Origin of the sequence: Streptomyces roseolilacinus, from assembly GCF_014649335.1 — a bacterium.
Lineage (GTDB): Bacteria > Actinomycetota > Actinomycetes > Streptomycetales > Streptomycetaceae > Streptomyces > Streptomyces roseolilacinus.
Window position 1 is genome coordinate 69,456 of sequence record NZ_BMSV01000014.1, and the last position, 23,934, is coordinate 93,389.

Annotated in this window: 19 protein-coding genes; 4 read left to right on the forward strand and 15 right to left on the reverse strand. The window is 73.6% G+C overall.

Features of this window, described 5'->3' with window-relative positions; translation table 11 throughout:
- Position 1: 1 nt before the first annotated feature.
- From ffh to nsdA, 5 genes are all read right to left on the reverse strand, one after another.
- Positions 2-1,552, reverse strand: a complete 1,551-nt coding sequence (ffh, locus tag IE106_RS27380; protein WP_189537918.1) for a signal recognition particle protein — start codon at positions 1,550-1,552, stop codon at positions 2-4.
- Positions 1,553-1,743: 191 nt separating this feature from the next.
- The gene (locus tag IE106_RS27385) at positions 1,744-4,185 is read right to left on the reverse strand and encodes a [protein-PII] uridylyltransferase (protein ID WP_189537919.1); all 2,442 of its coding nucleotides are present in this window, start codon (positions 4,183-4,185) and stop codon (positions 1,744-1,746) included.
- Positions 4,186-4,197: 12 nt separating this feature from the next.
- The gene (locus tag IE106_RS27390) at positions 4,198-4,536 is read right to left on the reverse strand and encodes a P-II family nitrogen regulator (protein ID WP_189537920.1); all 339 of its coding nucleotides are present in this window, start codon (positions 4,534-4,536) and stop codon (positions 4,198-4,200) included.
- Positions 4,533-5,888, reverse strand: coding sequence for an ammonium transporter (locus IE106_RS27395; protein WP_189537921.1), 1,356 nt, complete (start codon positions 5,886-5,888; stop codon positions 4,533-4,535). The genes IE106_RS27390 and IE106_RS27395 overlap by 4 nt, the downstream gene beginning before the upstream one ends.
- A 315-nt stretch (positions 5,889-6,203) precedes the next feature.
- On the reverse strand, positions 6,204-7,673 hold the full coding sequence (nsdA, locus tag IE106_RS27400; protein ID WP_189537922.1) for a transcriptional repressor NsdA: 1,470 nt from the start codon (positions 7,671-7,673) through the stop codon (positions 6,204-6,206).
- 430 nt (positions 7,674-8,103) lie between these two features.
- Here nsdA and IE106_RS27405 point away from each other — a divergent pair, with 430 nt between their 5' ends.
- A complete protein-coding gene (locus tag IE106_RS27405; RefSeq protein ID WP_189537923.1) occupies positions 8,104-8,808 on the forward strand; it encodes a bifunctional DNA primase/polymerase in 705 nt (234 codons plus the stop codon).
- Positions 8,809-9,039: 231 nt separating this feature from the next.
- On the opposite strand, the gene ftsY is transcribed toward IE106_RS27405, so the two are convergent.
- From ftsY to IE106_RS27430, 5 genes are all read right to left on the reverse strand, one after another.
- On the reverse strand, positions 9,040-10,272 hold the full coding sequence (gene ftsY / locus IE106_RS27410) for a signal recognition particle-docking protein FtsY (protein WP_189537924.1): 1,233 nt from the start codon (positions 10,270-10,272) through the stop codon (positions 9,040-9,042).
- Positions 10,273-10,618: 346 nt separating this feature from the next.
- Entirely contained in the window at positions 10,619-12,037 is a 1,419-nt protein-coding gene (locus IE106_RS27415; RefSeq protein ID WP_189537925.1) for a sugar porter family MFS transporter, read from the reverse strand.
- Between the two features lie 210 nt (positions 12,038-12,247).
- Entirely contained in the window at positions 12,248-15,808 is a 3,561-nt protein-coding gene (smc, locus tag IE106_RS27420) for a chromosome segregation protein SMC (protein WP_189537926.1), read from the reverse strand.
- Positions 15,809-16,020: 212 nt separating this feature from the next.
- Positions 16,021-16,233 carry a hypothetical protein gene (locus tag IE106_RS27425; RefSeq protein WP_010472387.1) on the reverse strand — a complete coding sequence of 71 codons (213 nt, stop codon included), beginning with the start codon at positions 16,231-16,233 and terminating at the stop codon, positions 16,021-16,023.
- A gap of 403 nt (positions 16,234-16,636) precedes the next feature.
- Entirely contained in the window at positions 16,637-16,918 is a 282-nt protein-coding gene (locus IE106_RS27430; protein ID WP_189537927.1) for an acylphosphatase, read from the reverse strand.
- A 164-nt stretch (positions 16,919-17,082) separates the two neighbouring features.
- Between IE106_RS27430 and IE106_RS27435 the strand changes: the two genes are divergently transcribed.
- The 3 genes from IE106_RS27435 (at position 17,083) to IE106_RS27445 (ending at position 19,722) form a co-directional block, all read left to right on the forward strand.
- Positions 17,083-18,072 carry a CAP domain-containing protein gene (locus tag IE106_RS27435; RefSeq protein WP_189537928.1) on the forward strand — a complete coding sequence of 330 codons (990 nt, stop codon included), beginning with the start codon at positions 17,083-17,085 and terminating at the stop codon, positions 18,070-18,072.
- 419 nt (positions 18,073-18,491) lie between these two features.
- Positions 18,492-18,959 carry a hypothetical protein gene (locus IE106_RS27440; RefSeq protein WP_189537929.1) on the forward strand — a complete coding sequence of 156 codons (468 nt, stop codon included), beginning with the start codon at positions 18,492-18,494 and terminating at the stop codon, positions 18,957-18,959.
- A 349-nt stretch (positions 18,960-19,308) separates the two neighbouring features.
- Positions 19,309-19,722, forward strand: a complete 414-nt coding sequence (locus IE106_RS27445; protein ID WP_189537930.1) for a winged helix-turn-helix transcriptional regulator — start codon at positions 19,309-19,311, stop codon at positions 19,720-19,722.
- A gap of 87 nt (positions 19,723-19,809) precedes the next feature.
- Here the strand turns inward: IE106_RS27445 and mutM are convergent, their stop codons facing one another.
- From mutM to IE106_RS27470, 5 genes are all read right to left on the reverse strand, one after another.
- Positions 19,810-20,679 carry a bifunctional DNA-formamidopyrimidine glycosylase/DNA-(apurinic or apyrimidinic site) lyase gene (gene mutM, locus IE106_RS27450; RefSeq protein WP_189537931.1) on the reverse strand — a complete coding sequence of 290 codons (870 nt, stop codon included), beginning with the start codon at positions 20,677-20,679 and terminating at the stop codon, positions 19,810-19,812.
- Between the two features lie 165 nt (positions 20,680-20,844).
- Entirely contained in the window at positions 20,845-21,741 is an 897-nt protein-coding gene (gene rnc, locus IE106_RS27455; protein WP_229840844.1) for a ribonuclease III, read from the reverse strand.
- 7 nt (positions 21,742-21,748) lie between these two features.
- Positions 21,749-21,922 carry a 50S ribosomal protein L32 gene (gene rpmF / locus IE106_RS27460; RefSeq protein WP_003957604.1) on the reverse strand — a complete coding sequence of 58 codons (174 nt, stop codon included), beginning with the start codon at positions 21,920-21,922 and terminating at the stop codon, positions 21,749-21,751.
- Between the two features lie 2 nt (positions 21,923-21,924).
- Complete coding sequence (locus IE106_RS27465) at positions 21,925-22,527, reverse strand: YceD family protein (RefSeq protein ID WP_229840846.1); 603 nt, start codon at positions 22,525-22,527, stop codon at positions 21,925-21,927.
- 205 nt (positions 22,528-22,732) lie between these two features.
- Positions 22,733-23,848, reverse strand: coding sequence for a F0F1 ATP synthase subunit B (locus IE106_RS27470; RefSeq protein WP_189537933.1), 1,116 nt, complete (start codon positions 23,846-23,848; stop codon positions 22,733-22,735).
- Positions 23,849-23,934 lie beyond the last annotated feature (86 nt).

Consider the following 23,934-nt stretch of genomic DNA (forward strand, 5'->3'; position numbering starts at 1 on the left):
GTCAGCCCATGAACTTCTTGAACTCGTCCGGGAGCTCGAAGTCCTGGCCCGGCTGCCCCGCCGGGAGGCCGAACGCCCCGCCCTGCTGCGCCTGCTGCTCCCGGCGCTCCGCGGCGGCCTGCTCCTCGGCCTTGCGCTTCATCGGGTTGCCGCTGCGCCGCTTGCCCTTCGCCTGCTTCTGCTGCTTCTTCTGCCGGCCGGCGCCGCCCATGCCCGGGAGGCCCGGCATGCCCGGCAGGCCGCCGCCCTGCGCCATGCGCGACATCATCTTGCGGGCCTCGAAGAACCGCTCCACCAGCGACTTCACCGCGCTGACGTCCACACCGGAACCCCGTGCGATGCGCGCCCGGCGCGAACCGTTGATGATCGTCGGGTCCTGGCGCTCGGTCGGGGTCATCGACTTGATGATCGCGGCCGTGCGGTCCACGTCCCGCTCGTCGATGTTGTTGATCTGGTCCCGCATCTGCGCCATGCCGGGCAGCATGCCGAGCAGCTTCGAGATGGAGCCCATCTTGCGGACCTGCTCCATCTGGGCCAGGAAGTCGTCGAGCGTGAAGTCCTTGCCCTTGCTGCTCGCCAGCTTGGAGGCCATCTTGGCGGCCTCTTCCTGGCTGAAGGTCTGCTCGGCCTTCTCGATCAGCGAGAGCACGTCGCCCATGCCGAGGATGCGGGACGCCATGCGGTCCGGGTGGAACGCGTCGAAGTCGTCCAGCTTCTCGCCGTTGGAGGCGAACATGATCTGGCGGCCGGTGACGTGCGCGATCGACAGGGCCGCACCACCGCGGGCGTCACCGTCGAGCTTGGACAGGACCACGCCGTCGAAGCCGACGCCGTCGCGGAAGGCCTCCGCGGTGTTGACGGCGTCCTGGCCGATCATCGCGTCGACGACGAAGAGGATCTCGTCCGGGGAGACGGCGTCGCGGATGTCCGCGGCCTGCTGCATCATCTCCTGGTCGATGCCCAGGCGGCCGGCGGTGTCGACGATGACGATGTCGAACTGCTTGGTCCGCGCGTACTCGAGGGAGTCCTTCGCGACCTGGACCGGGTCGCCGACGCCGTTGCCCGGCTCCGGCGCGTAGACGCCCACGCCGGCGCGCTCGGCGACGACCGCGAGCTGGTTGACGGCGTTCGGCCGCTGGAGGTCGCAGGCGACGAGCAGCGGCGAGTGCCCCTGGCCCTTGAGCCACCGGCCGAGCTTCCCGGCGAGCGTGGTCTTGCCGGCGCCCTGGAGACCGGCCAGCATGATCACGGTCGGGGGCTGCTTGGCGAAGCGCAGCCGGCGGGTCTCGCCACCGAGGATCGTGACCAGTTCCTCGTTGACGATCTTGATGACCTGCTGGGCGGGGTTCAGCGCCTGCGAGACCTCGGCGCCGGCCGCCCTCTCCTTGACCTGCTTGATGAAGGCCCGGACGACCGGGAGCGCGACGTCCGCCTCGAGCAGGGCGATGCGGATCTCGCGGGCGGTGGCGTCGATGTCCGCCTCGCTGAGCCTTCCCTTGCCCCGGAGGCTTTTGAAGGTCGCTGCAAGGCGGTCGGAGAGGGTATCGAACACGGCGGTCGCGGATCCTCGGGTGTAGGGAGCGGGCGGACAGTCGGAGTCCAGGGTATCCGGCCGCGCGGGAAAGACGCCCTCGCCCGCCGTACCGGTGGAAGGGGGCCCCCGCGCCGGCGCGGGGAGGCGCGCCCCGCGGGGGTGCCCGCCGCCCCCGTGCCCCTCGCCGCGCCGGGGCGGCCGGGCCGCGCTCACGTCAGCGCCCGCTCCACCCCCCGCGCCACGTCCGCGGCCTCGGCGGCCGACAGCGGCGCCCCGTCCAGGCCCGTCACGTACACCGTGTCCACCGCGTTCGCGCCCAGGGTGCTGACGTGGGCGCTGCGCACCCGTACCTCCGCGCCCTCCAGGGCGTGGCCGATGCGGTGCAGGAGCCCCGGGGCGTCCTGGGCGCGGACCTCCAGGACCGTGGCGCGGGCGGCCGAGCCCGCCGGGGCGACCGTGACCCGCGGGGGCGGGGCCTGGACGCCGCGGCGCCTGGGGTACGCGGCGTCGCGCTCGGCGAGCCTGGCGGCCACGTCCAGGGACCCGTCGAGGGCGCGGACGAGGTCGGCGCGCAGGCGGCCGGCCTGCGGGAGGGACCCGTACTCGGCGGCGACGCGCCAGTTCAGGACCAGGACCGGGCCCGTGGCGCCCAGCTCCGCGGGCGGCTCGACGGCCCGCAGGTCGGCGGAGCGGACGGTGAGCCGGTGCAGGGCGAGGACCCCGGCGACGGCGGGGAGGACGCCGGGCCGGTCGGGCAGGGCGATCAGGAGTTCCACGCCGACCGGTTCGGGGTCGCCGTCCTCCTCGGCGGGCTCCTGCTGGGCGTGGAGGGCCAGGACCGGCTCCCCGGTACGGAGCGCCTCGACGGCGAGGCGCTCCTCCTGGGCGCCGGGCGCGGCGGGTTCGGGGGCGGGCGGGGTGTCGCCCGCGAGGGCGGCCGCGACGCGTCCGGCGAGGTCGGCGACGAGCGAGGCGCGCCAGGCGGACCAGGCGGCGGGCCCGGTGGCGAGCGCGTCGGCCTCCGTCAGGGCGTGCAGCAGCTCCAGGGTGGAGGCGCTGCCGACGGCCCGGGCGACGGACTCGACGGTGGCGGGGTCGTCGAGGTCGCGCCGGGTGGCGGTCTCGACGAGGAGGAGGTGGTGGCGGACGAGGGTGGCGAGGACGGCGGCGTCGGCCCGGTCGAAGCCGATGCGGGCGGCCACGTCGCGGGCGATGGCCTCGCCGGCGACGGAGTGGTCGCCGGGCCCGCCCTTGCCGATGTCGTGCAGGAGCGCGGCGACGAGCAGCAGGTCGGGCCGGCCGACGCGGCGGGTGAGGGAGGAGGCGCGTACGGCGGTTTCGACGAGGTGCCGGTCGACGGTCCAGGTGTGGACGGGGTTGCGCTGCGGCCGGCACCGCACGCGTTCCCAGTCGGGGAGGAGGCGGGTGACGAGCCCCTCGGCCTCGAGGGCCTCCCAGACGGCGACGGCGGGCTCGCCCGCGCCGAGGAGGGTGACGAGCTGTTCGCGGGCCTCGGCGGGCCAGGGCACGGGCAGGGGCCGGGCGGTGGCGGCGAGGTGGCGTACGGCGTGCCGGGAGAGGGGCAGGCCGGCCTGGGCGGCCGCCGCGGCGGCGCGCAGGGGGAGGACGGGGTCGCGTTCGGGGCGGGCGGTGCGGGCGAGGACGGCCTCGCCGTCCATCTCGACGACGCCCTCGGCGAGGGGGGTGCGCGCGGGCTGGGGCCGGCCGCCGAGGAGGGTGCGCAGGCGGGGCCGGGTGGAGCGGGCGCGCAGGACGCGGTGGACCTCGCGCCAGGTGACGTCGGAGGCGTACGCGACGGTGCGGGCGGCCTCGTAGACCTCGCGGAGCAGGGTGTCGGCGTCGGGCAGGCCGAGGGCGCGGGCGACCTGGTCCTGTTCCTGGAGGGCGAGGCGGTCGGTGGCGCGGCCGGTGGCGAGGTGGAGGGCGTCGCGTACGTCGAGGAGGGTTCGGCGGGCCTCGGTGAGGCCGTCGCGGGGGGCGTCGGCGAGCCAGGAGGCGGCGACGGCGCGCAGGGCGGTGGCGTCGCGCAGGCCGCCGCGGGCCTCCTTGAGGTCGGGTTCGAGGAGGTGGGGCAGCTCGCCCTGGCGTCCGGCGCGCTCCCGGCACAGCTCGTGGAGTTCGGGGAGGCGACGGGGGGCCTGGTTGCGCCAGTCGGCGAGGACGGCGGCGCGCAGGGCGGCGACGAGGCCCCGGTCGCCGGCGACGGGGCGGGCGTCGAGGAGGCCGAGGTGGACCTTGAGGTCCTCGCCGGCCGTCCTGCGGGCTTCGCCGGGGGTGCGTACGGAGTGGTCGAGGGCGAGACCGAGGTCCCACACGGGGTACCAGACGCGGTCGGCGAGGGCGGCGAGGGCGGCGGGGTCGGCGCTGCCGTCGTGGAGGAGGAGCAGGTCGAGGTCGCTGCGCGGGGAGAGTTCGCCGCGCCCGTAGCCGCCGACGGCGACGAGGGCGGTGCCGCGGGGCGGGGAGGCGTCCGCGTAGAGCGCGGTGAGCCAGTCGTCGGTGAGCCGGGCGAGTGCGGCGCGGCGCGGCGGCCCCGGCCGCGCCTCCTGCCGCAGGAGGCGCAGCCGGGCCGCCGCGTAGCCGCCGGGCCCCGAGTCTTCCGTCGTCTCGTCCGCTTCGGTGCTCGTCACCCGGCAGCTCCCTTACAGTGCGTCGGGTCCGCGTTCGCCGGTGCGGACGCGTACGGCCGTGTCGACGGGGACGCTCCACACCTTGCCGTCGCCGATCTTGCCGGTGCGGGCGGCCTTGACGACCACGTCGATGAGCTGTTCGGCGTCGTCGTCCTCGACGAGGACCTCGATGCGGATCTTGGGGACGAGGTCGACGGTGTACTCGGCACCGCGGTAGACCTCGGTGTGGCCGCGCTGGCGTCCGTAGCCGCTGGCCTCGGTGACGGTCAGTCCCTGGACTCCGAAGGCCTGGAGGGCCTCCTTGATCTCGTCGAGCCGGTGCGGCTTGACGATCGCGGTGATGAGCTTCATGCGTCCACCTTCCTCTGCTGCGCCGCCGCGGTCTGGGCGGAGGCGGGTACGGCCTTGCGGGGCGCGGTGCCGCCGCCGGCCCCGCTGAAGTCGTACGCGGTCTCGGCGTGCTCGACCTGGTCGATGCCGGAGACCTCGTCGTCCTCGTCGACGCGCATGCCGATCGTCTTGTGGAGGGCCAGGGCGAGGACGGCGGAGACGACCAGGGAGTAGGCGAGGACCGCGGTGACGCCGACGACCTGCTTGACCAGCTGCTCGGCGCCGCCTCCGTAGAAGAGGCCCTTGGCTTCGGACTGGACGCCGCCGGTGGCGAAGAAGCCGACGAGGACGGAGCCGACGATGCCGCCGACGAGGTGGACGCCGACCACGTCGAGGGAGTCGTCGTAGCCGAACCGGTACTTCAGGCCGACGGCCATGGCGCACAGGAGGCCGGCGACGGCGCCGATCGCGAGGGCGCCGAGCGGGGAGCAGGAACCGCCGGCCGGGGTGATGGCGACGAGGCCGGCGACGGCGCCGGAGGCGGCGCCGAGGGTGGTGCAGGCGCCGTGGCGGATCTTCTCGTACGCGAGCCAGGCGAGCATGGCGGCGGCGGTGGCGGCCTGGGTGTTGACGAACATCACCGCGCCGACGCCGTCGTCGTTGCCGAGCCAGGAGCCGGCGTTGAAGCCGAACCAGCCGAACCAGAGCAGGGCGGCGCCGAGCATGACGAGGGGGAGGCTGTGGGGGCGCATCGGGTCCTTCCTGAAGCCGACGCGCCTGCCGATGACGAGGATGACGCCGAGGGCGGCGGCGCCGGCGTTGATGTGGACGGCGGTGCCGCCGGCGAAGTCGATGACGCCCATCTCGAAGAGCCACCCGCCCGAGCCCCAGACCCAGTGGGCGACGGGGAAGTAGACGACCGTGGCCCACAGGGCGACGAACAGGGCCCAGGAGCCGAACTTCACGCGGTCCGCGAGGGCGCCGCTGATCAGGGCGGGCGTGATGACCGCGAACATCAGCTGGAAGACCGCGAAGACGAAGACCGGGATCGTGTACCCGTCCCAGAGCTGGTCGCGGCCGATGCCGCTCAGTCCGACGAAGTCCGGGGACCAGCCGACGACCGATCCGGAGTCGGTGCCGAAGGCGATGCTGAAGCCGTAGAGGACCCACAGGACCGTGACGATCCCGAGGCTGATGAAGCTCATCATCAGCATGTTGAGGGTGCTCTTGACGCGGACCATGCCTCCGTAGAAGAAGGCCAGGCCGGGCGTCATCAGCATCACGAGGGCGGAGCAGATGAGCATGAAACCGGTGTTGGCGGCAGAGAGCGTGGGTGCTTCCTCTGCGGCGAGCGTCAGGATGCCTGGGGGCATCGGCGTCTCCTCGTCGTCGGTCGGCCTGTGCGGGGCGCGGAGCCGGGGCTGCGCGGCTGTGAGGGATGGCCGGTTATGACGCAGGAGGTTGGCGCAGCGCCGTTTCCGTCGATGCCGCTGGGTGTTTCGGCGCAGTGACGAAGGGGCGGGGCGTGTTACGTCGCCGTGAACCCCCGGGTCACGGATCGGTCACGGCGATACCCTCCGCCCGGTCGTGGACCGGCCGCGGCGGCCCCGCCCGTCGACCTGGCGGTGGGGGAACCGATTCGGACGGTACGGGGGCGGCCGCCGCGGCCGGGGCGGGCGGTGTGGGGGTCAGACCGCTTCGGCGGTCTCGGGGAGGGCCTTGGCGAGGAGCTCGGTGATGTCGACGACCTCGGGGACGTCACCGAAGTCGCGCACGGCGGTGTCGACGGTCTTGCGCAGGCGGGTGTTCACCCGTTCGGAGCGGACGCGCCGGGCGACGTCCAGGGCCTGCTTCGCCCGGGCCACGGCCTGCTCGGGCTCGCGCTTCAGCAGGTGGACGGTGGCCATGCCGACGAGGTTGAGGGCGTAGGAGCGCTGGTGCTCCTCGTCCTCGGCGAACAGGGCGACGGCGCGCTCCATGACGGGCTCGGCGAGGGAGGCGTAGGTGGGGCTGCGGCCGGCGAAGTAGGCGAGGTCGCGGAAGGAGTGGGAGTTCTCGCCGTTGAGTTCGGCCTCGTTGAAGAAGCGGATCCAGTCGGGGTCCGGCTCGCCGTCGAGGGCGGCGTCGGCGAAGGTGTCCTCGGCCATCCGCACGGCCCGCTTGCACTTGCTGGGCTGGCCCATGTTGGCGTACGCGCGGGCCTCCATCGCATACAGCATGGCCTGGGTGCGGGCGGTGGCGCAGTCGCGGCTGCCGTACTGCGCGAGGTGGACGAGTTCAAGGGCGTCGTCCGGCCGTCCCAGGTGGATCATCTGACGGCTCATCGAGGAGAGGATGTACGAGCCGAGGGGCTTGTCGCCGGCCTCCTTGGCGGCGTGCAGGGCGAGGACGAAGTACTTCTGGGCGGTGGGCTGGAGGCCCACGTCGTAGCTCATCCACCCGGCGAGCTCGGCCAGTTCGGCGGCGCAGCGGAAGAGGCGCCGGGAGACGGCGGCCGGCTGCGGCTCCTGGAGGAGGTCGGTGACCTCGTGGAGCTGCCCGACGACGGCCTTGCGGCGCAGGCCGCCGCCGGACTGGGCGTCCCACGTGCGGAACATGGCGGTGGTGGACTCCAGCATCTCCAGTTCGGCCTTGGACAGCCGGTGGGGGCGCCGGGACGCCGGGGGCGGGTCGGTGCGGTCGGCGGGGGGGGTGGGGACGAGCCAGCGCTGCATCGGCTCGATGAGGGAGGGGCCGGCGGCGAGGGTGAGCGACGTGCCGAGGAAGCCGCGCCGGGCGAGCATGAGGTCGCTGCGGGAGAACTCGCTGAGCAGGGAGACCGTCTGCGGGCCCGCCCAGGGCAGGTCGACGCCGGACACCGAGGGTGACTGGTGGGCGGCGCGCAGGCCGAGGTCCTCGACCGCGACGACGGTGCCGAAGCGCTCGGAGAACAGCTCGGAGAGGATGCGGGGGATGGGCTCGCGGGGCTGCTCGCCGTCGAGCCAGCGCCGTACGCGGGAGGTGTCGGTGCTGATGTGGTGGGCGCCCATCTGGCGCGCCCGGCGGTTCACCTGGCGCGCGAGCTCGCCCTTGGACCAGCCGCTGCGCACGAACCACGAGCCGAGCTGTTCGTTCGGGCGCTTCCCGGCATTCGTACCGTCCGTGCCGCTGCCGCCCACTGGAAGGCCCCCATCCGCCGAATCTCCGTGTTGCCGAACCCTGGCCGGAATGCCGTGGATCGCGCCCTGGTGTCCGGGGTTCGCACGCTCCGGACGGGGTACCGCGTTGCCTCCGGCATACCCACGAGCGCGGACGCTACCCGAGGTTCGCGCACCGAAAGTAACCTTACGCTCACCCACCTTGCGAGGCAGATTGCAGAAACGCCACCATTCGCCACCCCTTCGAATGAACTCCCGTACCGCCAGGCGCGATTCACTTGACACATGACGACCGGGGGCCCGGCGCACCGAGGCCCGAGGCGGCGCGCAGGTAGCGCGCGTACCCCTGCATTGGCTTCCGCGCGCCACCCGAACGAGGGACGACGTGACGGAGTGTTATCAATAGGCTCCGGATCGTAACCACCGGCGAGTTCGACCCGTTGGAGGAGGCATGGGCTTCACGATCGGCGGCACGCGCATCCGCGAAATGCGGTCCGGATGGACGGGTTTCACCGGGCTGACCGGGTTGACGTTGTCGGGGTCCCGCCGCCGCGCGACGCGGGCGGCGGAGTGCACCGTGGTGGCGGAGTACACCGGCCTGTGGGGGTGGGACGTGGTGCCCGGGGCCCGGGCCGCGTCCGGGGAGTGCTCCTGCGGGGACACGGCGTGCACGGCACCGGGGGCGCACCCGCTGGGGTTCGCGCCCGAGGTGCCGGCGGGCGCGTCGCTGGACGAGGTGGCCGAGGCGTGGTCGCGGTTCCCGGGCGCGTCGCTGCTCCTGCCGGCCGGGCGCGCGTTCGACGTCCTGGAGGTCGCGGAGGCGGCGGGGCGGCGGGCGCTGGTGCGGTTGGAGCGCATGGGGCTGCCGCTGGGACCGGTGTGCGTGACGCCGACGGGGCGCGCGCAGTTCCTCGTGGCGCCGGGAGCGGCGGAGGAGCTGCCGCGGCTGCTGTACCGGATGGGGTGGGACGACGCGGACCTGGACCTGCGGTGCCTGGGCCCCGGCTCCTGGATCACGGCCCCGCCGTCCGACCTCGGCGGCCTGGGCCCGGTCCGCTGGCTGCGCCCCCCGTCCCCGGACGGCCACACGGCCCCGCAGGCCCGTCTCCTGCTGGGCACCCTGGCCTACATCAGCCACCGCTCGGCCGCGGCCTGACCCCCGCCCGCCGGCCGACCGGGGCGCCGGCACGCCCGCGTCCGCGGGCCGCCGCGCCACGGTCAGGCCGGCCTGCCAGGGCGAGTGGCCGGTCAGGGCGGGCGGCCGGGGCAGGAGACCGGACGGGATGGGCAGCCGGCCGGACGGGAACGGCGGCGCGAACGACAGCGGCGGGGCGGTCCGCCGGGCGCTGGTGCGCGTTCCGGCCGGCCGCCCCGCCTGCGGGATGGTTCAGGCTCCCTCGCCGATCAGGGCGTCGACGAAGGCCTCCGGCTCGAAGGGGGCCAGGTCGTCCGGGCCCTCGCCGAGGCCGACCAGCTTCACCGGGACGCCCAGCTCGCGCTGGACGGCGATGACGATGCCGCCCTTCGCCGTACCGTCCAGCTTGGTGAGGACGATGCCGGTGATGTCGACGACCTCCGCGAAGACGCGCGCCTGGACCAGGCCGTTCTGGCCGGTCGTGGCGTCCAGGACGAGGAGGACCTCGTCGAGCGGGCCGTGCTTCTCGACGACCCGCTTGACCTTGCCGAGCTCGTCCATGAGTCCGGTCTTGGTGTGCAGGCGGCCCGCGGTGTCGATGAGCACCACGTCGGCGCCCTCCGCGATGCCCTCCTTCACCGCGTCGTACGCGATGGACGCCGGGTCGCCGCCCTCCGGGCCGCGCACGGTACGGGCGCCGACGCGCTCGCCCCAGGTCTGGAGCTGGTCGGCGGCGGCCGCGCGGAAGGTGTCCGCGGCGCCGAGCACGACGGAGCGGCCGTCCGCGACGAGGACGCGCGCGAGCTTGCCGGTCGTCGTGGTCTTGCCGGTGCCGTTGACGCCGACGACCATGACGACGCCCGGCGTCTCCAGGCCGCCCTCCGTCTTCACGGAGCGGTCGAAGTCGGTGCCGAGGAGGGCGAGCAGCTCCTCGCGGAGCAGGACGCGCAGCTCGTCCGGCGTGCGCGTGCCGAGCACCCGGACGCGCTCCCTCAGGCGCTCCACGAGCTCCTGGGTGGGCGCGACGCCGACGTCGGCGGTGAGGAGGGTGTCCTCGATCTCCTCCCACGTGTCCTCGTCGAGGTTGTCGCGCGAGAGCAGCGTGAGCAGGCCCTTGCCGAGGGAGTTCTGGGAGCGGGCGAGCCGGGCGCGCAGCCGGACGAGCCGGCCGGCGGTCGGCGCGGGGATCTCGACCTCGCGTACGGGGGCTTCCGCGACGACCGGGTCCTCGACGGCGGCCGGCGTCTCGACGGCCTCCTCGGCCGTCGGGAGGTCGACTTCCTCAATGGTCCGGCGCGGTTCCGCACGGGGTGTCTCCGCCTCCTCGCCGACGCGCGGTTCGGCGGGCGGAGCGGTGATGGTCGGCGTGGTCGACGGGGCCTCGGGCGGCGGCAGCTGCTTCTTCCGGCGTCCGCCGACAACGAGGCCGCTGATCACTCCGACCGCGACCAGGGCGATGACTACAGCAAGGATGACGAATTCCATGGTCCGACCAGTATGCGCGACGCCGCTGCCGCATCCCCTTGTCGGGATGTCCGGTTTCGTCGATGGTGCGGCGAACGCATGAGGGCCGGGTCCCCCGGGGCCCGTACCGTCGCCGAGCGTGTCGGCGGTCCCGCGCGCCGTCCCCGGCGTGAGCGCGGCGGCGGGCCCCGTCCGTCCCCCTCGCGGGGGTCCGTGGGGCCCGGCGGCACCGCGAGGGGACGGCCTTCCGCGCGGCCCCGCGGCCGGGGTGGCGACGGGGTGCGGGGCGCCACGACGGCGGACCGCCCCGGCGCGCGGAAGGGGCGGGCCGGGGCGGTCGGAAGGTCGAGGAGAGGGGCAGCGGGGATTAGCCCATCTCCTCCAACGCCTTGCCCTTGGTCTCCTTCACGTACTTGAGCACGAAGGGGATGGAGAGCACGGCGAAGACCGTGTAGATGACGTAGGTGCCGGAGAGGTTCCAGTCGGCGAGCGACGGGAAGCTGGCGGTGATGAGCCAGTTGGCCAGCCACTGGGCGGAGGCGGCGACGCCGAGGGCGGCGGCGCGGATCCGGTTGGGGAACATCTCGCCGAGGAAGACCCAGACGACCACGCCCCACGAGAGGGCGAAGAAGAGGACGAAGGCGTGGGCGGCGATCAGGGCGACGACGCCCTGGGTCTCGGGGAGCTTGCCGTCCACGAGGTCGGCGGAGAAGGCCCAGGCCTCGAAGGCGAGGGAGACGGCCATACCGGCGGAGCCGACGAGGGCGAGCGGCTTGCGGCCGACCCGGTCGACCAGGACCATCGCGATCACGGTGCCGATGATGTTGATGATCGACGTGGTGAACGAGTAGAAGAACGAGCCGGACGGGTCGACGCCGACCGACTGCCACAGGGTGGCGGAGTAGTAGAAGGCGACGTTGATGCCGACGAGCTGCTGGAAGACCGACAGGCCGATGCCGACCCAGACGATCGGCAGGAGCTTGAAGCGGCCGCCGAACAGGTCCTTGAAGGTGGACTTGTGCTCGCGCCGCATGGCGGTCTCGATCTCGGCCACGCGCGCGTCGAGGTCGACGCCGTGGCCCTCCACCTCGGCGAGGACCTCGCGGGCGCGGTCCTTGCGGCCGACGGAGATCAGGAAGCGGGGCGACTCGGGGATGGCGAAGGACAGCAGGCCGTAGAGGACGGCGGGGACGACCATCACGCCGAGCATCCACTGCCAGGCCTCCAGCCCGGCGATCTCGCCGCGCTGGTCGCCGTCGGCGAGGTTGAGGATGGCCCAGTTGACCAGCTGGGAGACGGCGATGCCGATGACGATGGCGGCCTGCTGGAAGGCGCCGAGCCGGCCGCGGTACGCGGCGGGGGCGACCTCCGCGATGTAGGCGGGGCCGATGACGGAGGCCATGCCGATGGCGAAGCCGCCGACGACGCGCCAGAAGGCGAGGTCCCACAGCGCGAACGGCAGGGCGGAGCCGACGGCGCTGACCGTGAAGAGGGCGGCGGCGATCTGCATGCAGCGGATGCGGCCGATGCGGTCGGCGATCCGGCCGGCGGTGGCGGCGCCGATGGCGCAGCCGATCAGGGCGACGGCGATGACCTGGGCGAGAGTACCGGAGCCGATGTCGTAGCGGCCCCGGATGGCCTCGACGGCGCCGTTGATGACGGAGCTGTCGTAGCCGAAGAGGAAGCCACCCATCGCGGCGGCGGCCGTGATGAAGATGACGTGGCTGAGGTGGTCGGGATGGGCCTGCCTGGCTCCCGACGCAGAGGGCTGCGTGGTGCTGGTCAACGTGTACTCCTGGGCCCGGCACCGTCGCCGGGCATGGGGGGCGAGCCCTTCCAGTGGCGCACAACCTCACGCCGCCCACCACTTGAAGGTAAAAACAACGTTGCCGAGACTATGCCTTCAAGTTTCGAAGTCAATAGTTCGTGTGATGTGACTTGAAGCGCAGAGTCCGGATGCTTGCATTCAAAGGTTGAAGTTGATCATGTGTTGGTCTCAGCGGAGCCTCTGGCTCACGACCTTCGATACCCCGTCGCCCTGCATCGACACCCCGTAAAGCGCGTCCGCGACCTCCATGGTCCGCTTCTGGTGGGTGATGACGATCAGCTGCGAGCTCTCCCGGAGCTCCCGCATGATCCCGATGAGCCGCTGGAGGTTGGTGTCGTCGAGCGCCGCCTCCACCTCGTCCATCACGTAGAAGGGGCTGGGCCGCGCCTTGAAGATGGACACGAGCAGGGCCACGGCCGTCAGCGACCGCTCACCGCCGGACAGCAGCGACAGTCGCTTGACCCTCTTGCCGGGCGGCCGCGCCTCGACGTCCACGCCGGTGGTCAGCATGTCGTCCGGGTCGGTCGGCACCAGCCGTCCCTCGCCGCCCGGGAACAGCCGCGCGAAGACGCCCTCGAACTCGCGCGCCGTGTCCCGGAACGCCTCGGCGAAGACCTGCTCGACCCGTTCGTCGACCTCCCTCACCACCTGCAGGAGGTCCGCGCGGGTCTTCCTCAGGTCGTCCAGCTGCTCGGAGAGGAACTTGTGCCGCTCCTCCAGTGCCGCGAACTCCTCCAGGGCGAGCGGGTTCACCTTTCCGAGCTGCTGGTACGCCCGTTCGGCCGCCCTGAGTCGCCTCTCCTGCTCGGCGCGCACGAAGGGCCGGCCCGGCGTGCCGTCCGGCTCCCCGGCCGGCTGCCCGCCGTCGGCGGGCGGCGGCGGTACGGGCTGGTCGGGGCCGTACTCGGCGACGAGCGTCGCGGGCTCCACGCCCAGCTCCTCCAGGGCGCGGCCCTCCAGCTGCTCGATGCGCAGCCGCTTCTCGGCGCCGAGGACCTCCCCGCGGTGCACCGAGTCCGTCAGCCCGTCCAGCTCGTCCTTGAGCTCGCGGCCCCGCGCGCGGGCGGCGGCCAGGTCCTGTTCGCGGGCGGCCCTGGCGGTCTCGGCGGCGGACCGCTCCCGTTCGGCGCGGACGAGGGACACCTCGATGTGCGCGAGCAGCTGCCGGGCGCCGGAGGCGACGGCCGCGGCGACCTCCGCCTCGTGGCGCAGCCGGGCGCGGTGCCGTTCGGCGCGGACGCGGGCCTCGCGTTCGGCGCGGGCGGCGCGGTCGAGGGAGTCGGCCCGGCCGGCGAGCGCCTTGACGCGCTCCTCGTGGGTGCGGAGCTGGAGGCGGGCCTCCATCTCGGTCTGGCGGGCGTTGGCCCCGTCGGCGGCGAGCCGGTCCCGTACGGAGGTGTCGGGCTCCTCCTCGGCGGGGGCCTCCTGTGCGACGAGCAGCCGTTCGGCCAGTTCCTCGGCCTCCTCGGCGGCCCGGTCGAGGGCTTCCTGGGCGCGGGCCACGGCGGCGGCGGCCCGTTCGGCCTCTCCGGCGGCGCCCCTGGCCTGCCCGGCGAGCCGCCCGAGCCGCTGGGCGACGGCCGACTTCCCCCGGTCGGCGGCCCGGCGCCGCTCCCCCAGCTCCTCGACGCGGGCGGCGCACGCCCGGCGGTGTCCGGCGGCCCGCTCCTGCCGGTCGGCGAGCTCCTCGCACCGTACGGCCAGCTCGGCCAGCTCGGCGGCGGCCTCGTCGACGGACGCCCGGACCTCCAGGAGGCTGGGCGCCCCGGCGGAGCCGCCGTGCGCGAAGTGCGCGGCCAGCAGGTCGCCGTCGGCGGTGACGGCGGTGAGCCCGGGCCGGGCGCGCACCAGGCTCTCGGCGTCCTCCAGGGTGGCGACGACCACGACGTCCCGCAGCAGGCGCCGCGCGGCGGGCGCCAGGTCGTCGGGACCGCCCACCAGGTCGGCGGCGTACAGGGCGCCGTCCGGCAGGGCGGGACGCTCCTCGCCGAACGGATCGGGCGGACCGGGCGGACCGGCGACGAGGAGGGCGGCGCGGCCGGCGTCCTGCTTGCGCAGCAGCCGGATCGCCTCGGCGGCGGTCGCCGGGCCGTCCACCGCGAGGGCGTCGGCGGCGGCGCCGAGGGCGGCGGCGAGCGGGGCCTCGTGACCGGGGGTGACGGTGAGGAGTCCGGCGGCGGGGCCGAGGAGCCCGGCGAGCCGGTCGGCCGCGTCGAGGAGGGCGCCGGTGCCGTCCTTGCGGCGCAGGCCGAGGGCGAGGGCGTCGTGCCGGGCGCGGGTCGCGGCGCGGCGGCGTTCGGCGTCGGTGGCGGCCTCACGGGTCGCGGCGAGCGCGGTCTCGGCGTCGGCCAGTTCGCGCCTGGCGGTCTCGTGGGCGGCGGCGAGTTCGGCGTCGTCGGCGTCGAGGTCGTCGACCTCGGCCCGGACCCGCTCGTACTCCTCCTGGGAGGAGGCGGCGCGCTCCCGTGCCTCGTCGCGGGCGGCGGCGAGCCGGTCGATCTCGGCCTGGGCGGCGGCGGCGCGGGAGCGGGCGGCGCCCACCCGGCCGGTGAGCCGGGCGAGGCCCTCGCGGCGGTCGGCGAGGGCGCGGGCGGCGTCCCTGAGGCGGCGCTCCTCGGCGGCGAGCGCCTGTTCCAGTCCGGCGCGGTGGGCGACGGTGTCCTCCAGGGCCTGTTCGGCGGCCTCCCGCGCGGCCTCCAGCTCCGCCTCCTGCTCCCGCACGCGGGCGGCCTCCCGCTCCAGGTCCTCGGGGTCGCGGCCGCGGCGCTCCTCGACGGGCGGGGCGGTGGCGCTCTTGACGCGGGCCTCGGCCAGGGAGACGGTGCCGCGCACCCGCTCGGCGAGCCGCGACAGCTCGTACCAGGTGTGCTGGGCCCGCTGGAGGCGGGGCGCGAGGCGCCGCACCTCCTCCTCCAGGGCGGTCTCGCGGGCCAGGGCGGCCCTCAGTCCGGCCTCGGCCTGCTCCTTGCGTTCCCTGAGCGCGGCCTCGTCGGCGAGTTCGGCGTCCAGGGCCTCGCGGAGGCGTACGAGGTCGTCGGCGAGGAGCCGCAGCCGCGTGTCCCGCAGCTCTGCCTGGATGACCGCGGCGCGGCGGGCGACGGCGGCCTGCCGCCCCAGGGGCTTGAGCTGGCGGCGCAGCTCGTCGGCGAGGTCCTGGACGCGGGCGAGATTGGCCTGCATGGCGTCGAGCTTCCGCAGCGCCTTCTCCTTGCGCTTGCGGTGCTTGAGGACGCCGGCGGCCTCCTCGATGAAGGCGCGGCGGCCCATGGGGTCGGCGTGGAGGACGGAGTCGAGCTGGCCCTGGCCGACGATGACGTGCATCTCGCGGCCGATTCCGGAGTCGCTGAGGAGTTCCTGGATGTCCAGGAGGCGGCAGGTGTCGCCGTTGATCTGGTATTCGCTGCCGCCGTTGCGGAACATGATCCGCGTAATGGTGACTTCCGCGTAGTCGATCGGAAGGGCCCCGTCGGAGTTGTCGATCGTGAGGGAGACCTCGGCGCGGCCGAGGGGCGGGCGGCCGGTCGTCCCGGCGAAGATCACGTCTTCCATCTTGCCGCCGCGCAGGGATTTCGCCCCCTGTTCGCCCATCACCCAGGAGAGCGCGTCGACGACATTGGACTTTCCGGAGCCGTTGGGGCCGACGACGCAGGTGATGCCCGGTTCGAACCGCAGGGTGGTGGCGGAGGCGAACGATTTGAATCCGCGGAGGGTCAGGGCCTTGAGGTGCACGCTCCGGGACTCTACCGGGCGCGTTTCGTTTGGCCCGTGAACGAGGAGGGCAGATCAGTCGGTAAGCGTGGCGCGTACGCGGAAGAACGCGCAGGTGAACACGGGGGGCGGAAAAGAAAGAAGGGACGCCGGAGCGTCCCTTGCATATCTGTTCGCGAGAGTGTTTCTCACCGTCCCGCAGGGCCAGGCGCTACGGGGTTCCCTGGCGGGAGTCAGGTGAGCGCAGGCTCGCCCTTGGGTACATCGATGTCGATGCCGTCGAGCAGCGGCTCGCGGTGAGCGGCGGCAGCGGCGAGCGCGTCCTTCTCGGACTGGATCCGGACCAGCTCGGACTCCAGGTCCTGGACGCGCTGCTGAAGCCGTCGCATCTCGGCGAGCAGTCGCGGGTCGGTACCGCCGACATAACCGAGAAGCGCCTTTGCCATGATGGATGGTCCTCCACAATGAGTGACCGACCGAAGCGGTGTGGGTCGTGAGGGATTTGCACCCGCGGTGCCCGGCGGCGGTGGTGCCGCTGCGGTTCTTGCCGCCGAACAGCTAAGGTGCGCGGGGCTTCCAGAGTCTCACCAAAAAGTTTGACGGTCAACACGATCACGCCCCGGATCAACAGGCGGCCGGGGGCGCCACTGCCGCTGAACGTGCGGCGGCGCCTCGCGCGCGGTGCCCGGAAGGGCGTAGAGATCATCCTCGCGCGCCGGGGCCGCCGCCACAACCCCTTCTCGGCAATCACCTGGTCATTTCTGTCCCAACAGGTGGCGCGAACGCCTACCGGGGGGCGCTCACGAATGCCCCGTGCGCCCCCGGAATAGGGGGTACGCGCGTGTCCTTTCAGCGGACCTCGAATCCCTCGTATCCCCCGCGCGGCGTGTCCCAGATCTCAGTGACACCGTCGACGCGCCCGGGTGTGTCGTCGGAGCGCAGCCAGTCCAGAAGACGGTGGCAATTCTCACGTCGGCCTTCGGCGACGACCTGGACGCGGCCGTCGTCGAGATTCAGGGCGAATCCGGTGAGACCACCGATCTCCAGGGCGTTCGCCCTGGTGAACCAGCGGAAGCCCACTCCCTGTACTCGTCCGCGTACCCATGCCGTGAGCCGTGCTTCGTCGTTCATGGCTGCACGCTAACCGGCCGATCATTCCGGCGGCACTTCGCCCTGGCATGTCATGGCGTACAGTCCCCACCCAATGAGCCTCACCCGTTCGGGCGCATTCCGGCGGCCCTGGGCTCACGACCGACAGACCGCAGTGCAGGACGCAGCAGCAGGAGGCAGAGCAGATGGGACGCCACCGACGCTCCGGCGCCGCACCCGCCGCCGACGAGTACGCGGCCGGTGCCGCCGGTACGCCCCGTGGGGACCGGACCGCCCGGCGGAGGAAGCGGGCGCTGCCCCTCCGCGGAGGGCTGCTCGGCGCTTCGGCCGCCATGGCGGTGGGCGCCGTCGCGGTGACGTCGGGGATCCTGCCCGGCGGCAAGACGTTCACGATCGGCAGCGGTGCGCCGCAGGAGCAGATACGTTCCAGCGGCATACCGCAGCTGGACGCGCAGGGCCGCGCCGGCGCCGTACCGGGCACCGGGACGCCGTCCGCGTCGACCGTGCCGTCCGCGCCGCGCACCTCGGCCACGCCGAGCGCGTCGCCGTCCCTGGCGGCTCCGTCCAAGACCCCCTCCCCCAGGCCGTACGCCCCCTCGTCCTCACCGGCGCGTACGAAGACGGCGCCGGCGAAGTCGAGGACGCCCGCGGCCCCGACGCCCGTGAGGACGAGGACGCCCGCCGCTCCGGCGCCCGTGAGGACGAAGGAGCCCGCGGCCCCGTCCCGTACGGAGGTGCCCGCGCCGAGGAGGACCGCCCCGGCGCCGGTCCCCTCGCGGACGGCGACGACGAGCCGGGCCGTCGCGGCGGAGGCCGCCGTCCTCGACCTGGTCAACCAGGAGCGCGCCAAGGTGGGCTGCAGCCCGGTCCGCGCCTCGACGGAGCTGGGCGACCTGGCGCGGGCGTTCAGCCAGGACATGGCGGTGCGGGGCTTCTTCTCCCACACGGACCCGGACGGCGACGGCCCCTGGGAGCGCGCCTCGCAGGCGGGCGTGGAGGGCCTGGGCGGCGAGAACATCGCCCGCGGCCAGGCCGACGCGGCGGCCGTGATGGAGTCGTGGATGAACAGCGACGGCCACCGCGCGAACATCCTGAACTGCGACTTCACGCGCCTGGGCGTCGGTGTCCACATCGCCGGCGGCGGCCCGTGGTGGACCCAGAACTTCGGCTTCTGAGGCTGCCGCGGGCCAGCGGCCCGTGACCCTTCAGCGGAAGATCCGGCCCTGGACTCCATCACTGCTACGGGCGCCGGGGCTTCGTCCTCGTCAGGCTCGTCGGCCTGGAGCGCCGGAAACCGGGCGCCCTGTTCCAGCGCTCCATCCGGTCCTGCTCACGGGTTCCTCCACCTCGTCGAGCACCCGTCGGCGCTTCGCCCCTCCGGGCGGTCGGCTCCACGGCCTCGGGCAGCCGCCTCGGGGCGAGCCCCCAAGGGGATGGCCCCGGCGCCGTGCCTCGGCGGGCGGGTCCACGGGCTGCCCGACCCGCCGTCGGCTCACGGGGCCATGACCACTCTCCCCACGGCGGTGCCGGCCCGGAGCCGCTCCGCCGACCGCGCGGTATCGTGCCGCCGTCGCGAGGGGACGAGGGGCACACCATGAGCGGGGACACCCGGGACGAGCGGTTCAAGGTCGGCGACGTCTTGCTGGTCAGCTGCCCTTCGGCACGTGCGCGAGTCGTCCACGTGACCTCGTGTGAAGTCTCGGTCGAGTGGCCGTGGGCGCACGTCGATCCGGACTCCGAGATCCAGTGGAACGGACACAGGGCGATCCCTCGCACCACGACCGCCGACGAGTGGGGCGGGCTCTTTCGGGTCAGCCCACCCGCAGGAGACCTGAAGGCAGGCGACTCTTGCCTGGTGGGCATCCCCGAGACCCTCGTGCGGATCATCGACATCGGCCGCTTCGATCCGCCGGCGGACGTGGGGTGGCTTCCGAGACCCCACACCATGGTGATCGTGTTGCCGGTCGATCATCCGCACGACCCGCACTCGGAGGAGGAGGGCGACACGATCGACCTCGAGGCTGCGGCTCCCCTCAGGATCGATCTGGTCTCACGCGGCTGACGACTGACACGTACGGCTCGGCCCCGCGTGCCCGGGAGGGCGCCGGGCCGAGCCGTGCTGGTGGACGGGCCGGGGGGCAGGCCTCGGCGGTGGCGATGTCCGCCTCGTGCACCGCTTCGGGGCCTTCGTCGCTGTCGGACCGGACGGCTTCGGCGAGGACGGTGGTGCGGCCGTAGCCGGAGTGGTGGGCGATCGAAACGGGGGGGGCAGGCGTGCCCTCCTGGTTCGGGGTCGTACTCCGCCGCACACCGGCTACCGTGGCGCGGGGGCGGCGGCGCCCCGCCCCTGTGGACTAACTTCCCGAAAGCGCAACCGAACAGTTAGCGCTGCGGGGAGTATGGTGAGTTTCATGACGGAAGTGGCAGCGGCGGATGTGACGTGCGACGGGGAGCCCTCCTTCGACGCGTTCGCGAGGTACTGCCCGTCCCGCGGCACGCTGGAGCACGTGACCGGCCGCTGGGGCGGCCTCACCCTGGGCGCGCTGTACGAGGGCAGCCTCCGCTTCAACGAGTTGCGCAGGCGGGTGGACGGCGTCAGCGAGAAGATGCTCTCGCAGACGCTGCACGCACTGGAGCGCGACGGGCTGGTGCACCGGGAGGCGCAGCCGACGAACCCCCCGCGCGTCGACTACGAGCTGACGCCGCTCGGCCGGGAGGTCGCGGAGCGGCTGCTGGGCCTCATCCACCTGCTGGAGGGCCGGATGCCGCAGGTCCTCGCGGCGCGCGAGCGGTACGACGCGGCGCGCGGCGGCGCCTCCGCGTGACGGGGGCGGCGCCGCCCGGGGCACGCGCCGCGGGGCGGCGGGCCCGTGCCGTGCAGCGGCGGGAACGCCCCGCGGGACGGCGGGTGCTCAGGCGCGGGGCACCGTCGGGCGGGGCGGGCGCTGGCAGCGGGGGCAGAAGTAGCTGGACCGGTTCATCCACGGACGGCGGCGCACCGGGGTGCCGCAGCGCCGGCAGGGCTCGCCCTCGCGTCCGTACGCGTCGAGCGACCGGTCGAAGTAGCCGGACTCGCCGTTCACGTTGACGTACAGGCTGTCGAAGCTGGTCCCGCCGACCGCGAGGGCCGCGTTCATCACGTCCCGGACGTGGCCGAGCAGCTCGTACGAGCGGGGCCGGGTGAACAGGGCGGTCGGGCGGTCGTAGTGGAGGCGGGAGCGCCACAGCGCCTCGTCCGCGTAGATGTTGCCGACGCCGCTGATCAGGCTCTGGTCGAGCAGGGCGCGCTTGATGGTGGTGCGGCGCAGCCGCAGTGCCGCGTGGAAGGCGGCGTCGTCGAACTCCGGGTCCAGCGGGTCGCGGGCGATGTGCGCGATGACGTCGGGCAGTCCGTCGGGGGTGTTGTCGTGGAGGGACAGCCCGCCGAAGGTGCGCTGGTCGACGAAGCGCAGCTCGGTGCCGAGGGCGTCGTCGAAGCGTATGCGGATGCGCAGGTGCTTCTCGTCGGGGGCGCTCTCGGGCTGGACGAGGAGCTGGCCGCTCATGCCGAGGTGCCCGAGGACGGAGGCGTCGGTGTCGTCGAGCGGCAGCCACAGGTACTTGCCGCGCCGCCGCGCGACGCCGACGCGGTGCCCGGTGAGGCGCGCCGCGAAGTCGGGTCCGCCTCCGAGGTGCCGCCGTACGGCACGCGGGTGCAGCACCTCGACGGCGGCGACGGTACGCCCGCTCACCCAGCGTTCGAGACCCCGCCGGACGACTTCGACCTCGGGCAACTCGGGCACGGCACTCCTCGTGTCGGGGAACGGTGGGGCGACGGGGCGGGAACGTGGGCGCGCCCCCGGCGGCCGCCCGGGCGGGGCGGCCGCCGGGGGCGCGGCGGAACACGGGTCCGGGCTGCGGGCCGGGCCCGGCGGGTGACCCCGCCCGGCCCTGCCCGGTCCCGGGCGTCAGACCGACGTCGAGTCGGCCGTCGCCGATTCGGCCGGCGCCGATTCGACCGGCGCTGAGTCGACCGCCGTCGGGGAGGTCGGGGCCTTCGTGACCGCGGTCTCCGTGACCGCGGCCGTCGCGGCCTCCTTCGCCGCCGCCTCGCGTTCGTCGGCGGCCGCGCGGATGGCGCGCCACGCGGACTCCGCCGCCTGCTGCTCCGCCTCCTTCTTGCTGCGGCCGGTGCCGGTGCCGTACGAGACACCACCGACGCGGGCAGCAGCAGTGAAGGTCTTCTCGTGGTCCGGGCCCGTCTCGGTGACGAGGTACTCCGGCACACCGAGACCCTCGGCCGCGGTCAGTTCCTGGAGGCTGGTCTTCCAGTCCAGGCCCGCACCGAGGTTCGAGGACTTCTCGATCAACGGGTCGAAGAGCCGGTGGACCAGCTCGGACGCCGCCTCGAGTCCCCGGTCGAGGTAGACCGCGCCGATCACCGCTTCGAGGGTGTCGGCGAGGATGGATGCCTTGTCCCGGCCGCCCGTGCCCTCTTCACCGCGGCCGAGCCGGATGAAGGAGCCCAGGTCGAGCCCACGGCCGACCTCCGCCAGCGCACGCGAGTTGACCACCGCGGCCCGCAACTTGGCCAGCTGGCCTTCGGGCAGGTCGGGGTGGGTGCGGTACAGCGTGTCCGTGACCACCAGGCCGAGCACGGAGTCCCCGAGGAACTCCAGCCGCTCGTTGGTGGGCAGACCGCCGTTCTCGTACGCGTACGAACGGTGGGTCAGCGCACGCACCAGAAGGGCGGACTCGACCTGGTAGCCGAGCCGCCCTTCCAGAAGCGTGTGGGACGAGGCCGTGTTCTCCGCCTGCTTCCTGGCGTCATCCGCCGTTTTGTGGCTAGACACGGTGCCTCTCACCAGCCGCTCAGACCGCGAGGACCTGGCGCTTGTTGTACGTGCCGCAGCTGGGGCACGCGATGTGCTGCTGCTTCGGCTCCTGGCAACGCTCGCACGAAACCAGGGTGGGGACCGCAGCCTTCCACTGCGACCGGCGGTGGCGCGTGTTGCTGCGCGACATCTTCCGCTTCGGAACAGCCACGGCTACTTCTCCTGCTTCTCGTCGACGCCCGGTTCGGCGCCGCTCATGTCGTCCTTCTCGTCGGTCCCGAGTGAACCGGCGAGTCCCTGCAGTGCCGCCCAACGAATGTCGACGGCGTCATGGTGGTGGTCCGGGTCGTCGTTCAGGTTGACCCCGCACTCGGGGCACAGTCCCGCACAGTCCTCCCGGCACACCGGCTGCATCGGCAGTGCGAGCACCACCGCGTCACGCAGCACGGGTTCGAGGTCGAACATGCCGTCCTCGAGGGGAATGACGTCCTCGTCGTCCTCGGCATCGTCGCCCGATGCCGCGTGGCGGCCCCGGTCGTCGGTGTCGGGGTACGAGAACATCTCCTGGAAGTCCGCCGCGACCTCTCGGCGCAGCGGCTCCAGACACCTTACGCACTCCCCCTCGGCCGACGCACGGGCGGTGCCCGTGACGAGCACCCCTTCCATGACCGACTCGAGACGGAGTTCGAGCTCGACGGGCGAGCCCTCCGGTACGCCGATGACCCCGTCGAGACCGAGGTCGGCGGGGGCCGCCACCTCGCGGGTGAGCCGCTGGAGGGCACCGGGACGCCGCCCCAGCTCGTGCGTGTCGAACACGAGGGGGTTGCGGTGGTCGAGGCGCGTACTCAGGGCTCTTCCTGCTTTCGGGATCGAGAGGGGGCCGCACCGTCCGTGCCGTAGGGCGAAGCGGGCAGCCAGGATCGCGGACGTACTCGCGACCGAACAGCCAGGATACTGGACGCTTCGCCCAAGGCCCAATCGGGCCGGTCGCGACCCCGCGCCGACCGGCCGCGGGCCGGGGTCAGTGGCCGTGGCCCTGCTCGTAGCGGCGCAGCTGCTCCAGGTCGATCATGCTCGTGTCGAAGAAGCTGGTCTCGTCGAGCGCCGCCGCCTGCTGGTGCGGCACCTGCGGGGCCTGGGGCGCGGCCTGCGGCTGCTGGTAGGCGTACGGGTCGGGCTGGGCGCCGTAGCCCTGACCGTAGCCGCCCTGGTCGTAGCCGCCCTGGTCGTAGCCGCCCTGGTCGTAGGCCTGCTGGTGGTACGCGTAGGGGTCCTGCTGGTAGGCGTAGGCGTCCTGGGGCTGCTGCGCCGGGTAGCCGTACGGGTCCGGCTGCTGCGCGGGCGGCGGCGGGGCCTGCCGGGGCGCCGGCGGGGCCTGCTGCGGGACGGCGGGGGCCGGCTGGGGGTCGGCGAGCTCGGCGAGGCCCGCCAGGTAGTCGGCGTCGCTCGTGTGCAGCTGCTGCGGGCCCGCGGCGTCCTGCGCGGCCATGTGCTCGCCGAGGGCGTCCGTGGCGGTCCGCCCGTGGAGCTTCTGGCGGCCGCGGCCGACGGCCTCCAGCGTCTTGCTGAGGACCGCCTCGAAGGCGCTCAGCTTGGCGTCCACGTACGCGTCGGCGCGCTGGACGAGGGTCTGCGGGTCGGAGCTGTACTCGGGGGCGTCCTCGTCGGCGTACCCCTGCTCGTCGAGGCCCGGGCCGCGGCCGAGGAGCTTCTCGCGGCCCCGGTCGACGGAGCCGATGGTCTTGGTGAGGACGACCTCGAAGTTGGCGAGCTTGGAGTCGACGTAGTCGTCGGCCTCGGCCCGGATCTCCTCGGCCTCCCGGCGGGCCTCCCCGAGGATCCGGTCGGCCTCCTCCTGGGCCTGGCGGGCGACCTGGCTGTCGGAGATCAGGGAGCCGCGCTCGGTGTGGGCGGCCTCGATGATCCGCTCGGCCTCCCGGCGGGCCTCCTCGACCAGTTGCTCGCGGCCGCCGATCAGCTCCTGGGCCTGGGCGAGGGAGCCGGGGAGGGCCTGGCGGACCTCTTCCAGCATCGCGAGCAGGGCGGCGCGGTTCACCACGCAGGAGGCCGACATGGGCATGGAACGGGCGTTGCCGACCGCCTCGACGATGTCGTCGAGCTTCTTCTGCACGTCCACCGTGTGCTCGCCACTCTCTACAGCCGGATGGGAAGACGGACGGAACGACTGTACGGCCAGTCGGGCCCCGTCCGACACCGATCCCC

Excerpts from the sequence above, each read along its gene's own strand:
- IE106_RS27390 (WP_189537920.1), bottom strand. The coding sequence starts at position 4,536 with ATGAAGCTCATCACCGCGATCGTCAAGCCGCACCGGCTCGACGAGATC.
- IE106_RS27395 (WP_189537921.1), bottom strand. The coding sequence starts at position 5,888 with ATGCCCCCAGGCATCCTGACGCTCGCCGCAGAGGAAGCACCCACGCTC.
- IE106_RS27405 (WP_189537923.1), top strand. The coding sequence starts at position 8,104 with ATGGGCTTCACGATCGGCGGCACGCGCATCCGCGAAATGCGGTCCGGA.
- ftsY (WP_189537924.1), bottom strand. The coding sequence starts at position 10,272 with ATGGAATTCGTCATCCTTGCTGTAGTCATCGCCCTGGTCGCGGTCGGA.
- IE106_RS27425 (WP_010472387.1), bottom strand. The coding sequence starts at position 16,233 with ATGGCAAAGGCGCTTCTCGGTTATGTCGGCGGTACCGACCCGCGACTG.
- IE106_RS27430 (WP_189537927.1), bottom strand. The coding sequence starts at position 16,918 with ATGAACGACGAAGCACGGCTCACGGCATGGGTACGCGGACGAGTACAG.
- IE106_RS27435 (WP_189537928.1), top strand. The coding sequence starts at position 17,083 with ATGGGACGCCACCGACGCTCCGGCGCCGCACCCGCCGCCGACGAGTAC.
- IE106_RS27440 (WP_189537929.1), top strand. The coding sequence starts at position 18,492 with ATGAGCGGGGACACCCGGGACGAGCGGTTCAAGGTCGGCGACGTCTTG.
- IE106_RS27445 (WP_189537930.1), top strand. The coding sequence starts at position 19,309 with ATGACGGAAGTGGCAGCGGCGGATGTGACGTGCGACGGGGAGCCCTCC.